This is a genomic window from Arthrobacter woluwensis, from assembly GCF_900105345.1.
Taxonomy (GTDB): domain Bacteria; phylum Actinomycetota; class Actinomycetes; order Actinomycetales; family Micrococcaceae; genus Arthrobacter_E; species Arthrobacter_E woluwensis.
The window spans coordinates 57,677-73,843 of record NZ_FNSN01000003.1 but is presented as its reverse complement, the minus strand read 5'-3'; the positions used below and the strand labels follow the sequence as shown (position 1 = coordinate 73,843).

General features: G+C 65.9%; 17 protein-coding genes. 14 read left to right on the top strand and 3 right to left on the bottom strand.

Going from position 1 to position 16,167, the window contains the following annotated elements; all coding sequences use genetic code 11:
- Positions 1-234: 234 nt before the first annotated feature.
- The 5 genes from BLV63_RS01025 (at position 235) to BLV63_RS01015 (ending at position 6,020) form a co-directional block, all read left to right on the top strand.
- On the top strand, positions 235-2,142 hold the full coding sequence (locus BLV63_RS01025) for an RHS repeat-associated core domain-containing protein (RefSeq protein WP_139244609.1): 1,908 nt from the start codon (positions 235-237) through the stop codon (positions 2,140-2,142).
- Positions 2,139-2,504: a DUF7674 family protein gene (locus BLV63_RS19190; protein WP_437438218.1), complete on the top strand. Its 366-nt coding sequence runs from the start codon at positions 2,139-2,141 to the stop codon at positions 2,502-2,504. The genes BLV63_RS01025 and BLV63_RS19190 overlap by 4 nt, the downstream gene beginning before the upstream one ends.
- A gap of 202 nt (positions 2,505-2,706) precedes the next feature.
- The gene (locus BLV63_RS18240; RefSeq protein ID WP_139244608.1) at positions 2,707-3,243 is read left to right on the top strand and encodes a hypothetical protein; all 537 of its coding nucleotides are present in this window, start codon (positions 2,707-2,709) and stop codon (positions 3,241-3,243) included.
- Positions 3,244-3,809: 566 nt separating this feature from the next.
- Entirely contained in the window at positions 3,810-4,034 is a 225-nt protein-coding gene (locus BLV63_RS01020; protein WP_066216959.1) for a hypothetical protein, read from the top strand.
- Positions 4,035-4,235: 201 nt separating this feature from the next.
- A complete protein-coding gene (locus BLV63_RS01015; protein WP_066216962.1) occupies positions 4,236-6,020 on the top strand; it encodes a carboxypeptidase-like regulatory domain-containing protein in 1,785 nt (594 codons plus the stop codon).
- A gap of 98 nt (positions 6,021-6,118) precedes the next feature.
- Here BLV63_RS01015 and BLV63_RS01010 read toward each other — a convergent pair whose 3' ends face one another.
- Positions 6,119-6,745 (bottom strand): TetR/AcrR family transcriptional regulator, encoded by a 627-nt coding sequence (locus BLV63_RS01010; RefSeq protein ID WP_066216965.1) that lies wholly within the window; start codon positions 6,743-6,745, stop codon positions 6,119-6,121.
- An 89-nt stretch (positions 6,746-6,834) separates the two neighbouring features.
- Here BLV63_RS01010 and BLV63_RS01005 point away from each other — a divergent pair, with 89 nt between their 5' ends.
- From BLV63_RS01005 to BLV63_RS00995, 3 genes are read left to right on the top strand one after another with little or no spacing between them, the layout of a single operon-like run.
- The gene (locus tag BLV63_RS01005; protein ID WP_066216968.1) at positions 6,835-7,158 is read left to right on the top strand and encodes a thiamine-binding protein; all 324 of its coding nucleotides are present in this window, start codon (positions 6,835-6,837) and stop codon (positions 7,156-7,158) included.
- A gap of 52 nt (positions 7,159-7,210) precedes the next feature.
- Entirely contained in the window at positions 7,211-7,888 is a 678-nt protein-coding gene (locus BLV63_RS01000; protein ID WP_066216971.1) for an O-methyltransferase, read from the top strand.
- 42 nt (positions 7,889-7,930) lie between these two features.
- Positions 7,931-8,770: a spermidine synthase gene (locus tag BLV63_RS00995; protein WP_174521292.1), complete on the top strand. Its 840-nt coding sequence runs from the start codon at positions 7,931-7,933 to the stop codon at positions 8,768-8,770.
- A 34-nt stretch (positions 8,771-8,804) separates the two neighbouring features.
- Here the strand turns inward: BLV63_RS00995 and BLV63_RS00990 are convergent, their stop codons facing one another.
- Both BLV63_RS00990 and BLV63_RS00985 read right to left on the bottom strand, forming a co-directional pair.
- A complete protein-coding gene (locus BLV63_RS00990) occupies positions 8,805-9,362 on the bottom strand; it encodes a GNAT family N-acetyltransferase (protein ID WP_066216977.1) in 558 nt (185 codons plus the stop codon).
- Positions 9,363-9,438: 76 nt separating this feature from the next.
- Positions 9,439-10,014, bottom strand: coding sequence for an RBBP9/YdeN family alpha/beta hydrolase (locus BLV63_RS00985; RefSeq protein ID WP_066216979.1), 576 nt, complete (start codon positions 10,012-10,014; stop codon positions 9,439-9,441).
- Here BLV63_RS00985 and BLV63_RS00980 point away from each other — a divergent pair.
- The 6 genes from BLV63_RS00980 to BLV63_RS00955 all read left to right on the top strand — a co-directional run bounded on the left by BLV63_RS00980 (position 10,013) and on the right by BLV63_RS00955 (position 16,100).
- Positions 10,013-10,420: a MerR family transcriptional regulator gene (locus tag BLV63_RS00980; RefSeq protein ID WP_254780420.1), complete on the top strand. Its 408-nt coding sequence runs from the start codon at positions 10,013-10,015 to the stop codon at positions 10,418-10,420. The genes BLV63_RS00985 and BLV63_RS00980 overlap by 2 nt on opposite strands.
- Before the next feature lie 199 nt (positions 10,421-10,619).
- Positions 10,620-12,335, top strand: a complete 1,716-nt coding sequence (locus BLV63_RS00975; protein WP_066216982.1) for an ABC transporter substrate-binding protein — start codon at positions 10,620-10,622, stop codon at positions 12,333-12,335.
- A gap of 36 nt (positions 12,336-12,371) precedes the next feature.
- Positions 12,372-13,346: an ABC transporter permease gene (locus BLV63_RS00970; RefSeq protein ID WP_066216985.1), complete on the top strand. Its 975-nt coding sequence runs from the start codon at positions 12,372-12,374 to the stop codon at positions 13,344-13,346.
- On the top strand, positions 13,343-14,293 hold the full coding sequence (locus tag BLV63_RS00965) for an ABC transporter permease (protein WP_082724302.1): 951 nt from the start codon (positions 13,343-13,345) through the stop codon (positions 14,291-14,293). The genes BLV63_RS00970 and BLV63_RS00965 overlap by 4 nt, the downstream gene beginning before the upstream one ends.
- Positions 14,294-14,298: 5 nt before the next feature.
- A complete protein-coding gene (locus BLV63_RS00960; RefSeq protein WP_139244607.1) occupies positions 14,299-15,180 on the top strand; it encodes an ABC transporter ATP-binding protein in 882 nt (293 codons plus the stop codon).
- The gene (locus BLV63_RS00955; protein ID WP_066216990.1) at positions 15,177-16,100 is read left to right on the top strand and encodes an ATP-binding cassette domain-containing protein; all 924 of its coding nucleotides are present in this window, start codon (positions 15,177-15,179) and stop codon (positions 16,098-16,100) included. Before BLV63_RS00960 ends, BLV63_RS00955 begins: the two co-directional genes overlap by 4 nt.
- Positions 16,101-16,167: the final 67 nt, after the last annotated feature.

The following is a 16,167-nucleotide window of genomic DNA, read 5'->3' as shown; positions in this document are numbered from 1 at the left end:
TCTTGTTAGTTGGCGCGCGGCGCCAGCGTTCTTCAATGGAGGTCCAGGTCCTTCACGAGCACCTGGTCGAGACTGACCTCGCCGTCAAAAATAGTCCTGTGCCGGTGGCGGTAAACCCGCCGGCACAGGACGTGAGTCATCGGCAGAAGCCCGGCTACCTCGGTGTGGACGCCCGCAGCATCGTGTGGTGCCGCTCCTGCTGCCTCTGCCACGAGTGTGGCCGGCCTTGGCGGTGTGGCGCCGTACGCCCAGACGTACACCTACACCGATGGTGGCGACCGGGCACAGGTCAAACGCTTCAGCGCGTCGGGTGCTTTGGCCTCGACGGAAAGCTACTCCTACGAAGCCGGCACGCACCACCTGTCTCAGGTGACCACCACGCCGGCCTCGGGAACGGCTTCATCGCAGACGTTTGCCTGGGATGTTGCAGGCCGTATGACCGGTCGTGCCGGTCAGACGCTGAAATACTCGGCAGACGGCAAGATCACGGCCACGTCGGGCACGTCGGGCTCGGCGCTGAATCCTAATCCGAACACCGCAGGGCAATCGCCTGGCACCAGCGCATCTGGTGACAGCTCGCGCTTCTATACGGCGGCCGGGAATCTGATTGGTATCAAGGACGCCACCGGTGTCACGTTGGCGCTGGGCATCACCACAGCATTCGCCCCGGTGACAGGTGAAGCGAGTGCAACCCGGTCCTATTCTTTCCTGGGTAAGACGGTCGCGCAGCGTAGTGCTAAGGGCGGTGTCGTCCAGTACGCGATCGTGCTTGGCGATGGTGTGGGCACGGCTCAGACCCTGGTGCTGCCGTCAACCGCGACGGCCGGGGTCACGACCGTGGCTCGCTACACCGACCCTTACGGCCTGATCCGGGGCCCGACCCAACAAGCCGTGGGCACCGCTGCTCTGACGGCTCAGCCTGTTCAACCGGCAGGATCAGGAACTAATGCTGCAAGCCAGACCGGCTTCGGCGCAGCCCATGGGTACTTGGGCAAGCTCGCCGACACACAAAGCTCCCTGACCCAGGTCGGCGCCCGCGACTACGACCCGGTCCTGGGTGTATTCACCGCCCCAGACCCAGTATTCAACGCAACACCGGTTAGCGGATCAAGCCCCTACGCCTATGCAGGGCACGATCCAATTAACTACTCGGACCCGTCTGGACTGTTGTCGCGGTACATGTGCGACATGTGTGGTGGTAAAGGCGTCGGCGAAATCACCGGAGTTGGTGCGGGCGGCGGCATCAGCATCGCCAGCGGAGAGTCGGCTGCCATGTCTCGTGCAGGGGCATCGGTCGGTGTACGAATAACCGCTGGAGCTACCGCCGCTGGACTGGCTGCAGGTCAGTTCGCAGGAATGCTTGGTGGTGGAGGGCAGAGTCGCACCAGCGACATTTGGTCATGGTTCCTTTACGGCGGTAATCCGCCTCCTATCACAGCCCCCTCAGGTGTCCCCTGGCGAGGAATTACTTTTACAACTACGAGCGTGGGTTCTTCGAGTTCCTACAGTGGTGGCGGTGGGAGTGGTTATGTCGGTGGTGGCGGATGGGGGTACCCGCCTCAGTACGCGGATTGGGGTGTGTCTTCGGAGTCCGCTCAGAGCGGTGGCAGTGGTTCGTTTGGTGGGTATGACCCTTCTGCAGCTGCCGCGGCAGCCGCAGCGGCCAGGCGTGCGGCGGGGCTGGCAGAGAACGCTCGCCTGAAGGCCGCCTCGGAGGCCGCGACAGCTAAACTGGGTAAAGAAGGACTAGCCACTCAGGCGGCCGCCGGCTCAGGTTCAAGCGGAGGCTCCGGAGGTGGCCAACCCCCTTCCAAGGCTGGCTTCTCGACTCCCGACGACGACGATGACTTCCTGGCGACTCCTCGCGTAAGTAGTCCAAAATTGCAGAACCTCATTAATAACCTATACAAGGGAGTCCGAAATCCACAGAGAGTCGGGAACGGAACGACCATGGATGCGATCCGAAATGAATTGAGCACGGGAAATGCAACGAGCGGGCGGATGCACCTCGTGAAGGGCCAAGAAACGGTGCGTGGGCTTGAAAACTGGCTCAGGAAAAATGCTGCTGCTTCCTTCTCCGATCGACTTGTTGCCCAAAGTCTGCTTGATGAGCTATCCAGCGCACTGAAGGGTGGGATATGAAAAGTCAAACAGAACAGTTTATTGGAAATTTAGTTCAAGCATTTCCTTTGTTGAGGCCTATTCTTGACGAGTCTCTTGAAGACAATTTTGGCGAGATGTTGCCGCACCTTGTTATGTCGGACATCGTTCGATGGCTGGCAAATAGAAGTCCAAAGGATCGGGATGTCGCAGGTGCAATCCTAAGTTGGCTGGAATGCGCTTATATTGAAGGGTCGGATGAGGTTCAGGAATTGATAGTCGTCAGCGGCGTCGAAATGATTCCGGACCCGGGCGAATTGGGTTCATACCTAAGGGGTCTTTTAGGGCCGCGGCTAAGAGCGTATGATCCGTGGAAGGAGTTCCCAGATGGTCGACGAGAGTAGCTGATAGCGAAAGCCTTTCGCTCCTGTGGTTGTCGTACGACTAAGTACCAAGGACCTTTGGTGCTGATGACATGAGGTGCTTCGGAGAAGGCGTTGGTTACGTGCCCGTCTTGGCCTCGGGGGCATGTGCTCGAATACCGCATCGAAGGAACCTTCAAAGCAACATTGAAGGTCCGACTGGGCTGGCGCGGAGGCGGAACGAATGAGTGAAAACGCGGAGGACGGTCGCGAGATACGCCCGTGGGGGGAGGCTCATGCAAGACTTTCCCGCATATTCGCCCTAGACAGTCATCTTCCGGCAAATCCGTTTCGCCACAGTTTTGGTCACAAGGCTTATTTTCATTGGGATTACTTTCTAAATCGAGATTTTTCTGGCGTGCTAAAGACCTTCGCAGATCGCGTCGGTGATCGTTATATCGATCTTGTGGGAGTGGGCGAATCTCGCAATTCGCGAACCCTGCACTCCCGCGCGGATTCCATCAACGTGGCAAGCATGACGCCTGACTCGTACTGGGGGGCGCTGATGAATCCCGTTGAAGATAACTATTGCGCGGCAACTAGCGCGGCAATCTCCGGAAAATATCCGAACTGGGCTTGCTGGGCGGATAACAGCTGGGAATTGGTGATATTTGGATCCGAATTGGGATTGCCGACACTCGAGCTATTTGGCGTGCCATACTATACCAATATTTCCGATGCGCTGACTCTGATAGAGCCACTTTCCGCCGGACTGTCCTAGGATTTCGAGTATAACCGTGAAATGGAGTCCGTAGGAGGAGGTTTCTGTCCAATTTCGGAGATGCCAGTTCGTCTGCAATTCACGCCGGCTCTGATTTTTGGTGATGGGACGGGTTGAGGGCTGGGCGATCGGGTCCGGCGTTGAAATGTGGTCTAATCCCGAATTGCTACGATTGTGGTATGTGCGACCTCTGCGCTTAATTCCCGCGTTTAGTGGATTCGATCCGTGGAATGGAAGATCGAACGATGGTTCGAACCTCATGCCCTGATGAGCTCACCCCTGCCGAAGCCTATCGGGTCATGCTTCGTTTCGTCGCCGATTATCGGGGGCGTGCTGGAAATGATCTGGCGACCCTGCTCGGAGGGACAGTTCCTATGAGTGACGGAGTTCCGGGCGATCCCGCATCACCTGATGATTGGGGAGTCGCGATCAGGGATGAATTCGGGTGTCTCGACGTCGGGGACATTGAGTGGCCGTCGTCTGCTGAGAACTTTCGGCCAGATGCGTATGGGCGGTCGCTTCCGTTCTGGGCTATTCCGAGGGATCGACTCAGGATCCATGGTGACGTGGCGTACCTGACCCTTCGGGATGCGTTCTCGTTGGCGGCAGATTTTATATGGCGGTTCGAGGACCGTCCTATGGACTATCTGGATGAGTTCATCGCGAGAGCGGAGCTCGGTTCTGACGGCAGGCCCCTCGATCCAGAATATGAACATGACTGGGCTGAGTCACTGGGTGATCTGCTCGATGAATCTCCGGATGCGCTCCGCCGAGCTATTCGGTTCTTCTGACGAGACGGTCTGGTCCTCCCATCGCACCTGGTCGAAGGTGAGAAAACGGTTCATGGAGGCCGAGCGGTGAAGACTATCCGCGATCGCCCCTCCGAGCTGAAGAGTAACTGTCAGTCGAATGTGAGGGATGTTACAGTTCCTCCAGGCCCGCTCTGAGCGGTCCTCTCACTCGCACCTATTCTTGAATACCTTGGGGGATCCATGGCTCGTGCCATATCCAGGGCGCGAACGCGCCTGGCAGTCCTTGCGCTGCTCATCTCCGGTCTGGCTTTCGCGGGCCTCGCGCCGGCGCAGGCGGCCGGAACCGCCGGCATCTCCGGCACCGTCACGGCGCCGGCAGGGATCGACGTCACGCAGACCAAAGTGTCGTTGCTCGTCGTGAATCCCAACGGTGGTGCCATGCTCGATTCGGAGACTTATCCGGACGGGACCGGGGCCTACCACTTCGACGGCAAATGGCCGGGTCAGTACAAGATTCTGTTCGAGAATCCCTCTGCGGCCACCGTCTGGAACTCCGGAGCCCCCACCCGGGATTCAGCACCTTCGGTCGTCCTGGCAGAGGGGCAGTCGCTCACGGGCCAGGACGTCTTGCTGGCCCGAACCGGTTCGATTTCCGGCACGGTGCTGGTTCCGACCCGCGGGACCTCCGTCGACAACGTGAAGGTCGAAGCCTTCTCCGCTGCGTCCGGCGACCACGTTGTGGCCGAGACCGCCCCTGGCACCGACGGCAAGTACACCCTGAGCGGCCTGCTGCCGGGCACGTACAAGCTGAAGTTCACGTACGGCATTCAGTCCGACCCGCCCGTCTGGAACGGTGACGCGGCGACGCGCGCCGCGGCGCCGGGAATCGTTCTCGCCGACGGCGCCGCGGTGACCGGCCAGAACGCCTCCTTCGTCTACACCGGCAGCGTCTCGGGCACCGCGAAGACCCCGGACGGCGTCGCGCTCACGAACCGTCGCGTGATCCTGCAGACCGCCGACGGCGGATTCGCCGGCGACGCGGATCTCGACGCACAGGGCCGCTACCGCATCGAGGGGCTGGCCGCGGGCCGGTACAAGGCCGCACTCACCTCGTCGCTGCCCGGTGGCCCCAGCGTCTGGTACAAGGACGCGGAGAATGAAGCCTCTGCGACCGTCATCACCGTCGGCAAGAATGCGGCCGTCACGGGCATCGACTTCATGGCGCCCGCGGAGAGCCATGGCGTGATGACCGGCCGTGTCGCGGGCTACACGGGGGACGCAGAGGTGGCTGTGGCCATCTATCCGGCGAACGACCCTCACCCCCGATCCGGACCTCCGCTGGCGATCGGCGTGGTCAACCCGGACGGCAGCTATGCGGTCGTGGGCCTGCCGACGGCAATGGTGAAGGCGGTTCTGATCGGGGAGATCGGTGGGTTCGCGAACCAGTGGTACGGCGGCACGCTGGCGACCTCCCGCGACATCTCGGTGGTCGATGGCAAGACCACGCGGGGGATCGACTTCACCGCCGTGCCTGAGGCCGTCATCAAAGGCACCGCGAAGAAGCCGTTCGGCAGCCCTGCTTACGTCCAGGTGGTCGACCTCCAGGGGAACTACATCGGGGACGCTCTGACGAACCACGACGGCACCTACGCCGTGCACGGTCTTCCGGCCGGCTCGTACAAGGTCCAGTTCGAGGGGTTCTCCGCCGGGAGGATCACCGCCTGGTACGGCGGCAAGACCTTCGAAACCGCCGCGGTGGTCACCGTCGTGGCCGGTCAAACGGTCACCGGCATCGACAGCGACGTGATCATCGGGGGTGCCAAGCCCACCCCGGAGCCGACGACCGGTCAGCCCAAGCCGACGGCGCCGCCCGTCGTCGTCCAGCCGGCGGGCTCGACGTCGGGCGGTGAGCTCGCTGCGACGGGCACCCCGGCCACCCTGCAGCCGCTGGGCCTCGCGGGTGGCGCGCTCGGCGCCGTCGGTCTGCTCCTCCTGCTCGCCGCATGCGTCCGCATCCGGCGCTGACGACGGCACACGAAGGGCCCGGGAACCACGGTTCCCGGGCCCTTCGTGTATCGGGCGCGTGGCCGGAACGCCGACCCTCCTCGCCTTGCCCTGGCGGCTCAGCCCAGGGGCAGCTGCAGGCTCGGCACCGGGGTCTGGGGCGGGAGCTCGCGGGTCGCCGCGGCGGGGCGCAGCGAGTCCTCGATGAGGGCGACCGGGCGGCGCCAGGCGCTCGTGCCGCGTTCGATGGTGTCCACGGAGCCGATCAGCATGGCGACGATCCGGATGACGTCCTCCTGGGACACGTCGCCGCGGATCGTGCCCTGACGCTGCGCACGGCCCAGGAGCATCCCCAGGGCCTCGATGATGTTCCCGCTGATGGTGGTCAGGACGCCGCGGCGGCCCACCAGGGCGTCCAGCAGCGCGGATTCCTCGGCCGCCACCTGGACGATCGACTCGATGACCTGCAGGAGGCCGTCGCCGGCATCCGGGGCGGCCAGGGCCTGCACGACCACCGGGTCCACGTGCTCCCGCAGCTGCCGCGAAATGACCGCGAGCACCAGGGCTTCCTTGTCGGCGAAGTTCCGGAAGAGCGTCGCCGGGCCCACCTTGGCGGTCTCCGCGATGACCTGCAGCGGAACTTCCGGGCCACGCTCATGGAAGCATTCGCGGGCGGCCGTGATGATCTTCTCGACGTTCCGCGCCGCGTCTGCACGCAGCGGTCGGCCCCCCTGACGGTATTCCATCTGATCAGCATAGCCAGCCGTGGCACACTAAGGGCGGAAGCGGTCGAAGGTACCGCTTTCATGACATGACCCCGACGAAAGGCAGCCCCATGATCGTCGCATTCTCCGTCGCCCCCTCCGGCGCGCCCGAGGGATCCGAAGCCCCGAGCGACGCCTCCGTTCATGACGCGGTGGCCGCCGCGGTCAAGGTCGTCCGCGATTCCGGTCTCCCGAATCACACCAGCTCCATGTTCACCGAGATCGAAGGTGAATGGGACGAGGTGATGGACGTCGTCAAGCGCGCGACCTTCGCCGTGGCCGAGTACGGTTCGCGCGTCTCCCTGGTCCTCAAGGCCGACATCCGTCCGGGCTACACGGGCGAACTGAGCGGCAAGGTGGAACGGCTCGAAAAGGCCCTCGACGACCTCTCGTGAACCTCCTCACGACCTCTACCGGCGGGCCCGGCCGCGTGCCTAGCATGGCCTCATGAGCGCATTCGAGCACAGGTCCCAGCCGGAATGGGTGGCCATGGAGGAATGGATCTCCGGCACGGTCGTCCACCCGGATCCGGCCCTTGACCAGGCCATCCGCACCGCCCAGGACGCGGGCATGCCTCCCATCGAGGTGGCCCCGAACTCCGGCAAGCTGCTGGAACTCCTGGTCCGTATCCGCGGTGCCCGGCGGGTCCTGGAGATCGGCACCCTGGCCGGCTTCAGCACGCTCTTCATGGCTCGCGCGCTCCCGGAGGACGGGCGGCTGGTGACCATCGAGTTCAAGGCCGAGCACGCCGCCGTCGCGCGCAAGAATCTCGACGACGCCGGCGTCGGCACCCGCGTCGACCTGAGAGTGGGCGCGGCGCTGGACGTCCTGCCCACGCTGGAAGGCGGGGAACCGTTCGATCTGGTGTTCATCGACGCGGACAAGCAGAACAACTCGAACTACCTCGACTGGGCCGCGCGGCTGGGCCGCCCCGGCACCGTGGTGGTCCTCGACAACACCGTCTGGGAGGGCGCCCCGCTGCACCCCGAGATGGACCCGGTGAACGCACCGGCGATCCGGGATTCCCTGGAACTGCTGGGACAGGACCCGCGCTTCGACGCCACGGTCCTTCAGACGGTCGGGTCCAAGGGCTGGGACGGCTTCGCCCTGGCCGTGCTGCGCTGAACCGGGACTCCACGCGTCCCGTCGCCTAGTACGCTGGGCGCTATGAAACAGGGGCAGAAGGCACAGCCGACGGGGCCCGTGGAGGGCGTCCATCCTGTGGACCAGGGTGAAGCGGAACTGATCCGGGACCTCGACCTGGCGAACGGCTGGCTCTTGCGGCTCAACGGCGTGCAGAGTTCCCACATCGACCTCGACGATCCCGGCCACCTGAGCTTCGAGTACATGCGCTGGATCGCGGCGCTGATCGAGGACCGCTGGGCGCCCGGGACGAGTGATCGTGTCCGCCTGCTGCACCTCGGCGGGGCCGCCTGCTCGCTCGCCCGCTACTTCCACCACGTGTACCCGGAGTCCCGTCAGGTGGTGGTGGAGCTCGACGCCGCGCTCGCCACCGCGGTGCGCGGCTGGTTCGACCTCCCCAGGGCGCCGTTCCTCCGCATCCGCGTGGGCGAGGCCCGCGCCGTGACGGAGACGCTCAGTCCCGCCAGCCGTGACGTGGTGATCCGCGACGTGTTCGCGCAGGGGGTCACCCCCGCCTCGCTGACCAGCCGCGAGTTCACCGAGCACGTGGCACGGGTCCTCGGGCCGGACGGGATGTACGTCGTGAACTGCGGCTCCGCTCCGGACCTGAAAGCCGCCCGCGAGGAGGCCGCGACCATCGCCTCCGTCTTCCCGCACACGGCGATCGTCGCGGACGCCCCCATGCTCAAGGGCCGGCGCTTCGGCAATGTGATCATCGCGGGAAGCTTCACTGCCTTCCCCGGCTCGGCGTCCATGGTCCGGACCCTGCTGGGTGGTGGCGTTCCCGCTCAATACCTGGACGACGCGCGGGTGCGCGACTTCGCCCGCGACGCCGCCGTCCGGCACGACGCGCCGTCGTCGTAGTACGGCTTCCGGTGGACGGCCGCCGGGTAGTGGCTCAGACGGTGGGGGAGCCGGCCACCTCGCCGGTCCAGACGCCGAACCACTGCTCGGCGCCGTACTCCTCGAACACCTCGGCTTCGCGGAAACCGAGCCGCTGTGCGAGGCGCAGCGAGGCCCCGTTGGCGGTCTGCGTGGGCAGGACGACCGGTTCGCCCGGGAACGCCGTGCCGAACCACTCCAGGGCGGCCGTGCAGGCCTCGGTGGCGTAGCCCTGACCCCAGGCGCTCGGCAGGAACAAGTACCCGAGCTGGGCCTCGTTCCCCTCCGGACGGACGTGGCCGGGATGCTCCGCGTCCCGCCGGTCGAAGGTCACCATGCCGAGGAACTCGCCCTCCCGTTCGACCACGAAGAAGCCCTCGCGCCGTCCGGGGATCTCCGGCACGGAGGCCTCGAGCTCCTCCCGGGGCCTCGCCCCACCGGTGTAGGTCCCGACCTCGGGCGACGCGAACAGGTCGATGAGGCCCGCGCGGTCCCGTGCTTCCGAGACGCGCAGGGTCAGTCGCTCGGTGGTGATCGGCGGAGGTGGCCACGGGGCCGGTCCCAAGGGCTGCATGGGTCTCATCGTAGGCCGGGGTGTCCCGGGTCTGTCGAGGCCCCGCCCGGTGCGGTGCGGCTCAGCGCGGTGCGGTTCAGAGCCGTGGGGAACCGACGGCGTCGTGGATGGCCGGGGCTTCCGTGACGCCGTCGTCGGCCAGGAAGTGCCCGGCCCCGTCGACGACCTGTGGCTCCGTGCCGAGCAGGGCGGCCAGTCGGTCCGTGTGGGCCGTCGGCACGAACTCGTCACGGTCCGAGCGGAGCACCACGAGACGGTCGAGGCGCTCCGCCAGCCCGTCCACCGGGGAGCCGTCGGCGATGAAGCCGTCGAGCCCCGGAAGAGCGGGCAGGGGATCCAGGAATCCGGCCACGAGGACGAGCGTGCCCAGCCGCCACGGACCGGCGAGCGAGCCCAGCGCACGCAGCACCGTCAGGCAGCCCAGGCTGTGCGCGACGACGATCGTCCCGGCGTCGGGCGTCCCGAGCGCCGTCCGCACGGCGTCCTCCCACACCACGGGATCCGGGCCCAGAGGGTCCGGGAGCGCCGGCACCGTCACCGGGATGCCGTCGTCCTCGAGTCGTTCCGCCAGCCAGCCGAACCAGTGGTCCTCGGGAGTGGCGCCGTAGCCGTGGAAGATCAGAGCCCTTCGGCCCGTTGTCGTAGATGCCATGACAGGGACGCTAAACCTTCACGCCCGTGTGAAGGTCAAGACGGGAGGGAGCCGGATGCGGATCGGCGAACTGGCGGCGGCCAGCGGAGTGAGTGCGCGGGCGCTGCGCCATTACGAGGAGCAGGGCGTCCTGTTTCCCGGCCGCACGCGCGCCGGTTATCGCGACTACGCGGCGTCCGACGTCGTGCGCGTCCAGCAGATCAGGACGATGATCGCGGCCGGCGTGGGCACGGCGACGATCCGGCGCTACCTGGACTGCCTGCGCGACGGCGGGGACGGCGTCGCGCTGGAGCTGTGCCCGGAACTGCGGGCTGAACTCGACGGCCTCGCCGAGCGGCTGACCGCACAGGAGCGGGAGATCCAGGGGAAGCGGCAGCGGCTGAGAGGGCTGCTCGCGGGCGGGTGAATCGTCTGGCCAGTGTGACGAATCATGAACCTGACGGTTCTCATATCGACTTCTTTTTCAACCGGGCTTCTTATTCGTTCACCACGTGAAACATCACTTTCAGAGATTTCCGAGGCCTGCTTAGGCTGTGCGGGTATTCGTTCACAGGGACATCACCAATCCGCCTGTGGATTCCTCCTGCCCCCAGAAGGGTCTCAGAATGACGCTCATCAAGAAGCCGGTCGCAGCCATCGCGGGACTGCTCGCAGGTGCTCTTTTCCTCGGCGCCTGCGCCCCGGCCGTCGAGTCTGACCCGGGCACGGAGAAGGCGGACCTGAGCAAGCTGAAGGACGAGTTCTACAAGGCCTCCGACCCGGGGAAGAGCCCGGCCGCCGCCACCCAGCGCAAGGATTCGTTCGTCACCACCATCAACAAGCCGGGTGGCGTGTTCCTCCCCGGTTTCTATGACAACGGCTGGGACGGGAACGCGGTGCAGCCGATCTTCGCCTCCCTCGTGGTGTTCAATGACGCGGGCGAGCCCGTGCCGGATCTGGCTGAGAAATGGGAGGTGTCCTCCGACAATCTCAGCTACACCTTCCACCTGCGCAAGGGGCTGACCTTCAGCGACGGCTCGCCCCTCACGGCCGAGGACGTCGCGTTCACGCTGACCTTGCTCAACGATCCCGCCTACGCCGGGGGCGTGGACTTCTCCGACATCGTCATCGACGGCACCAAGGAGTTCCGCAAGGGCTCCGCAAGCTCGCTGTCCGGGATCACGGTGGTGGACCCGACGACGATCCGCATCGTCACCCAGAAACCGAACCCGCTCGCCCTGCGCACCCTCGGCGGCCCGGTGATCTCGAAGGCCTACTACGGCAAGGGCTACGTCAAGGGGAAGCTCGACTACCTCAAGAGCCTCTACTCCAAGCCCCTCGGCGCCGGCCCCTACGCCCTGGAACAGTACGTGGAGGGCCAGGAGATCCGGTACCGGGCCAATGAGCACTACTACAACGGCAAGCCCTCCATCGCGCGGGTGATCTTCAAGGTGGTCTCCAGCGACTCCGCTCTGCAGAACTTCCAGAACGGCGACATCGACCACGGCGGCTTCGGCAGTGACCCGGCGACCCTCAAGGAGCTGCAAGGGCTCGGCTTCGCCAACATCCGCGCCCGGGTGGTCTCCGACTACGGCGCCATCTGGGTGAACAACAAGAAGCCGGCGCTCGCCGACACCAAGGTCCGTCAGGCGCTGTACTACGGCCTGGACCGGCAGCAGATCGTGGACGCCAAGTTCAAGGGGCTGGGACAGGTGGCGGACGTCTTCGCCGCCCCGACCCAGTGGTCCTACACGAACGACGGCGTGACCTCCTACGGCTTCGACGCGAAGAAGGCGGGGCAGCTGCTCGACGAGGCCGGCTGGAAGACTCAGGCCGGCGGCACGCGGGAGAAGGACGGAAAGAAGCTCACCCTGTCCTACATCACCACCAAGCAGGACGATCCGGTGATCCCGATCGCGAAGAAGGACTACAAGGACCTCGGAATCGACTTCGTGCCGGAGGTGCTCGACTCGAACACGGCATTCGACCGCCTCAACAACGGGGACTACGACCTCGCAGGCTTCCGCAGCAACGGTCTGAGCGACCCCAACGACGCCGTGTCCGAGTTCGGGACCACTGATCCCGCGATCAATGTCACCGGGTACTCCAACCCGCAGGTGACCGCCTTGATCAAGAAGGGCGTCTCGACCTTCGACCGGGCGGCCCGGCAGAAGATCTACACCGAGCTGTACCAGAAGCTCAGCCAGGACCCGCCGATCATCCTGCTCGACTACCGCAAGTCCCTGTCGGCCTGGAACGCCCGCATCCAGAACGGCGAGCTGTACACGACCGGCAGCGACGAAGCGGCCCTCGCCCTGGCGAAGCTGAAGATCGCGGGCTAGCCCCGGCGTCGTCCGTCACCCCTACGAACGGTTCCCATGACCCGCTACGTCCTCAAGAGACTGGGACTGATGGCACTGCTGCTGTTCGGTGTCTCCATCCTGGTGTTCTTCCTCTTCGCCCTCATGCCGGGCGACTACTTCAGCTCGAACCGCCAGCTCACGCCGCAGCGCAAGGCCGAGCTCCGCGCCCTGAACGGCCTGGATCAGCCGGTGCCGGTGCGGTACTTCATCTGGCTGGGCAACATGCTGCGCGGCGAGTTCGGGTACTCCCTGGTGTACAACCGCCCGGTGACGGAACTCCTCGGGCCGCTGATCGGAAACTCCTTCGTGATCGCCTTCGCGGGATTCGTGCTGACCTGGGCGATCGCCCTGGTGTGCGGCGTGCTCTCGGCGACCCGGCAGTACTCCTGGTTCGACCGGCTCGTGACCGCGGGACTGTTCGCCTCCCTGTCGGTGCCGTCGTTCTTCATCGGTCTGCTCGCGATCAAGGTCTTCGCGGTCGATCTCCGGTGGCTGCCGACGGGCGGCATGCTCGACACCGCGAGTTCCTCCGATGGCTTCGCCCAGCTCCTGGAGATCGCCCGGCACATGGTGCTCCCGGTCGGCATCCTCACCTTCCTCGGGGCCGGTGCGCTCACCCGTTACTTCCGCAGCGGGATGCTGGAGGCGCTGCACGCGGACTTCATCCGCACGGCCCGGGCGAAGGGCTTGCGGGAGCGCAGCGTGGTGTTCTCCCATGCGCTGCGCAATGCCTTGCTGCCCGCGATCACGCTCCTGGCTTTCGAGCTTCCGGCGCTGTTCTCCGGGGCCATCATCACGGAACAGATCTTCAACTGGCCGGGTGTCGGGCGGATCCAGCTCGAATCGGTGCAGACGCGCGACTACGCGGTGCTCATGACCGTCACCATGCTCCTGGCGTTCCTCACGATCCTGGGCAGCTTCCTGGCCGACGTGCTCTATGCCGTCGCGGATCCCCGGGTGCGCCTTCTCGGGTCGAGGAGGGCGGCATGAGCCATATCGACACAGAGCTTTCGACCAGAGGCGCAGGGATTTCGGCAGAAGGCCCGCCCTCGACCAACGGCACGGCGCCCTCGAGCAGGAGTGCGGCGGAGCTCCGCCGCCTGCTGCGGATCCCGGCCGCGAGCATCAGCATCGGCCTGCTCGTCTTCATGCTGCTCTTCAGTTTCCTCGGACCCTTGCTCACGGGCTACACCGGCGAGGAGATCAACCTGCGCATCGCCGAGCACGGACCGGCGTCGAACCACTGGCTGGGCACCGATGAGTACGGCAGGGACGTCCTGACGAGGCTCATGCTCGCGGGACGGATCTCGCTCACGATCGGGGTCGCCTCGATGCTGCTGTCCCTGATCCTCGGCGCCGTGCTCGGCCTCGTGGCGGGGTACTACGGCGGGATCGTCGACACGCTCATCATGCGGTTCGCGGACCTCCTCATGTCCATTCCGGGCCTGCCGCTGCTCATCGTGATGGCGGCCGTGCTCTCGGAGCTGAAGGTCGCGCCCGAGTCGCGGATCTACATTGTGATGGTCCTGCTCAGCGTGATCGGCTGGCCGTCGCTGGCCCGCCTGATCCGTGGACAGGTACTGTCCCTGCGCGAGGCCCCGTACATGCGGGCGGCGGAGGTGCTGGGCCTGAGCGCCGCTTCGCGCCAGTTCCGTCACCTCCTTCCGAACGTCATGCCGCTGCTGATCGTCGTGGCCACCCTGAGCACGGCGTCGGGGATCCTCAGTGAGTCCGCGCTGAGCTTTCTGGGGCTCGGCGTCGTCCCGCCCAATGCCTCCTGGGGGAACATGATCAACGCCGCCAACAACCTGATCGACTTCCAGCAGCACTGGTGGCTGTGGGTGCCGCCCGGCGTCGCGCTCCTGATCACGGTGGCGGCGATCAACGTCCGCGGCGACCGCCTGCGGGACGTCCTCGATCCCAGGATGGGGAGGTGACCGCCGTGGCGACCGAGCCCCTGGTCCAGGTGAAGGATCTCAGTGTGCGCTTCCCGGCTGAGGGCGGTGGCCACCGCGTGGTGGTGGACCGCGTCGGCTTCGAGATCAGCCCGGGAGAGGTCCTCGGCATCGTGGGGGAGTCCGGTTCCGGCAAGAGCCTCACCGCGCTTTCGCTCCTGAAGCTCGTGGACGAACCGGGGGAGATCTCCGGCGGTCAGGTGCTGTTCGACGGCGCCGACGTCCTCACGCTGCGGCGCACCGCCTTGCAGCGTGTCCGGGGCGGCGAGGTCGGGATGATCTTCCAGGAGCCCGCCCGTTCCCTCAACCCGGTCTTCACGATCGGCCGGCAGCTGAGCGAGACGATCCGGGCTCACGAGTCCGTCTCGCGGGCCGAGGCCCGTGATCGCTCGGTGGAATGGCTCCGCCGGGTGGGCCTTCCCGCTGCGGAGCGGATCATGAGCTCCTATCCTCATGAGCTGTCCGGCGGGATGCAGCAGCGGGTGATGATCGCCGTCGCGCTCTGCTGCGGACCGCGGCTGCTCATCGCGGATGAGCCGACGACGGCGCTGGACGTCACCGTTCAGGCCCAGATCCTCGACCTGCTGCTGGAGCTTCGCGACGAGACCGGGATGGCCATGCTGTTCATCACGCACGATCTGGGCGTCATCGCCGAGGTCGCCGATTCGGTGCTCGTCATGTACGGCGGACGGACCGTGGAACGAGGAGACGTGTTCAGCATCTTCGAACAGCCGCAACACCCATACACGGAGGCGCTGCTCGACGCCCGCCCACTGCTGGGACAGCGGCTGGATCGCCTGCCCACGATCCCGGAAGACGTGCGCCGGCTGGCCGCGCACGGTCATGAGGCGGCGGGGGTGAACGCGTGACGGGGAATGCCGCGCCGGTGCTGCTCGAAGCGCGCGACGTCGTGAAGGAGTTCCGCGCACGAGGCGGCGGGCGTCGGGCTCCACGGGAGGCCGTGCGTGCCGTGGACGGCGTGAACCTGAGCATCCGTGAGGGGGAGATGTTCGGACTGGTCGGTGAGTCGGGCAGCGGCAAGACGACCCTGGGCCAGGCCGTCCTGCGGATGCACGAGCCGGATGCCGGTTCCGTGCGGTTCCGCGGGCAGGAGATCCTGGACCTGCCGCGCTCCGAACTCCGTGGACTCCGGCGGCGGATGCAATACGTGTTCCAGGACCCTTTCGGGGCGCTGAACCCGCGGCTGCGCATCGTCACGGCCATCGGCGAGCCGATGCGGACCCACGGGCTGGCGTCCCGCGACGACGAACGGCAGCGGGTCATCGAGGTGCTGGAACAGTGCGGAATGGGCGCTGACGCCCTGGACCGCTACCCGCATGAGTTCTCTGGTGGGCAGCGCCAGCGGATCGTCATCGCGCGGGCGATGGCGCTGCAGCCCGAGTTCGTCGTGGCGGACGAGCCGGTCTCGGCTCTCGACGTCTCGGTTCAGGGGCAGATCGTGAACCTCCTCTGCGATCTGCGGGAAGAGCGGAGGACATCCTTCCTGTTCATCTCGCACGATCTGAGCGTGGTGGAGCACATGTGCACCTCCGTGGCGATCATGTATCGCGGGGCCATCGTGGAGCAGGGGAGCCGCGAGCAGATCTTCGACGACCCACGCCACCCGTACACGCGGGAGCTGCTGGACGCGGTGCCGATCGTGAGCCCGCGGGAGCGCGGGCAGCGACGTCGGCGGGGCAGCGACCGTTCCTGGGACGTTCCCGGGGGACCTCGCCGCGAACTGCGGGACGTCGGAGGCGGCCACCTGGTGGCGCTGCCCGGGGAGTGAGGGGACTTGTGGCGAGGGCCGTGCACACCCGAGCTGCCGAGGGCGTCGTGGCAGGCGCATCCGAGTC

Bases quoted from the DNA above. Each gene is read 5' to 3' on its own strand.
- BLV63_RS19190 (WP_437438218.1), top strand. From the start codon at position 2,139: ATGAAAAGTCAAACAGAACAGTTTATTGGAAATTTAGTTCAAGCATTT.
- BLV63_RS18240 (WP_139244608.1), top strand. From the start codon at position 2,707: ATGAGTGAAAACGCGGAGGACGGTCGCGAGATACGCCCGTGGGGGGAG.
- BLV63_RS01015 (WP_066216962.1), top strand. From the start codon at position 4,236: ATGGCTCGTGCCATATCCAGGGCGCGAACGCGCCTGGCAGTCCTTGCG.
- BLV63_RS01010 (WP_066216965.1), bottom strand. From the start codon at position 6,745: ATGGAATACCGTCAGGGGGGCCGACCGCTGCGTGCAGACGCGGCGCGG.
- BLV63_RS01005 (WP_066216968.1), top strand. From the start codon at position 6,835: ATGATCGTCGCATTCTCCGTCGCCCCCTCCGGCGCGCCCGAGGGATCC.
- BLV63_RS01000 (WP_066216971.1), top strand. From the start codon at position 7,211: ATGAGCGCATTCGAGCACAGGTCCCAGCCGGAATGGGTGGCCATGGAG.
- BLV63_RS00995 (WP_174521292.1), top strand. From the start codon at position 7,931: ATGAAACAGGGGCAGAAGGCACAGCCGACGGGGCCCGTGGAGGGCGTC.
- BLV63_RS00990 (WP_066216977.1), bottom strand. From the start codon at position 9,362: ATGCAGCCCTTGGGACCGGCCCCGTGGCCACCTCCGCCGATCACCACC.
- BLV63_RS00980 (WP_254780420.1), top strand. From the start codon at position 10,013: ATGACAGGGACGCTAAACCTTCACGCCCGTGTGAAGGTCAAGACGGGA.
- BLV63_RS00985 (WP_066216979.1), bottom strand. From the start codon at position 10,014: ATGGCATCTACGACAACGGGCCGAAGGGCTCTGATCTTCCACGGCTAC.
- BLV63_RS00975 (WP_066216982.1), top strand. From the start codon at position 10,620: ATGACGCTCATCAAGAAGCCGGTCGCAGCCATCGCGGGACTGCTCGCA.
- BLV63_RS00970 (WP_066216985.1), top strand. From the start codon at position 12,372: ATGACCCGCTACGTCCTCAAGAGACTGGGACTGATGGCACTGCTGCTG.
- BLV63_RS00965 (WP_082724302.1), top strand. From the start codon at position 13,343: ATGAGCCATATCGACACAGAGCTTTCGACCAGAGGCGCAGGGATTTCG.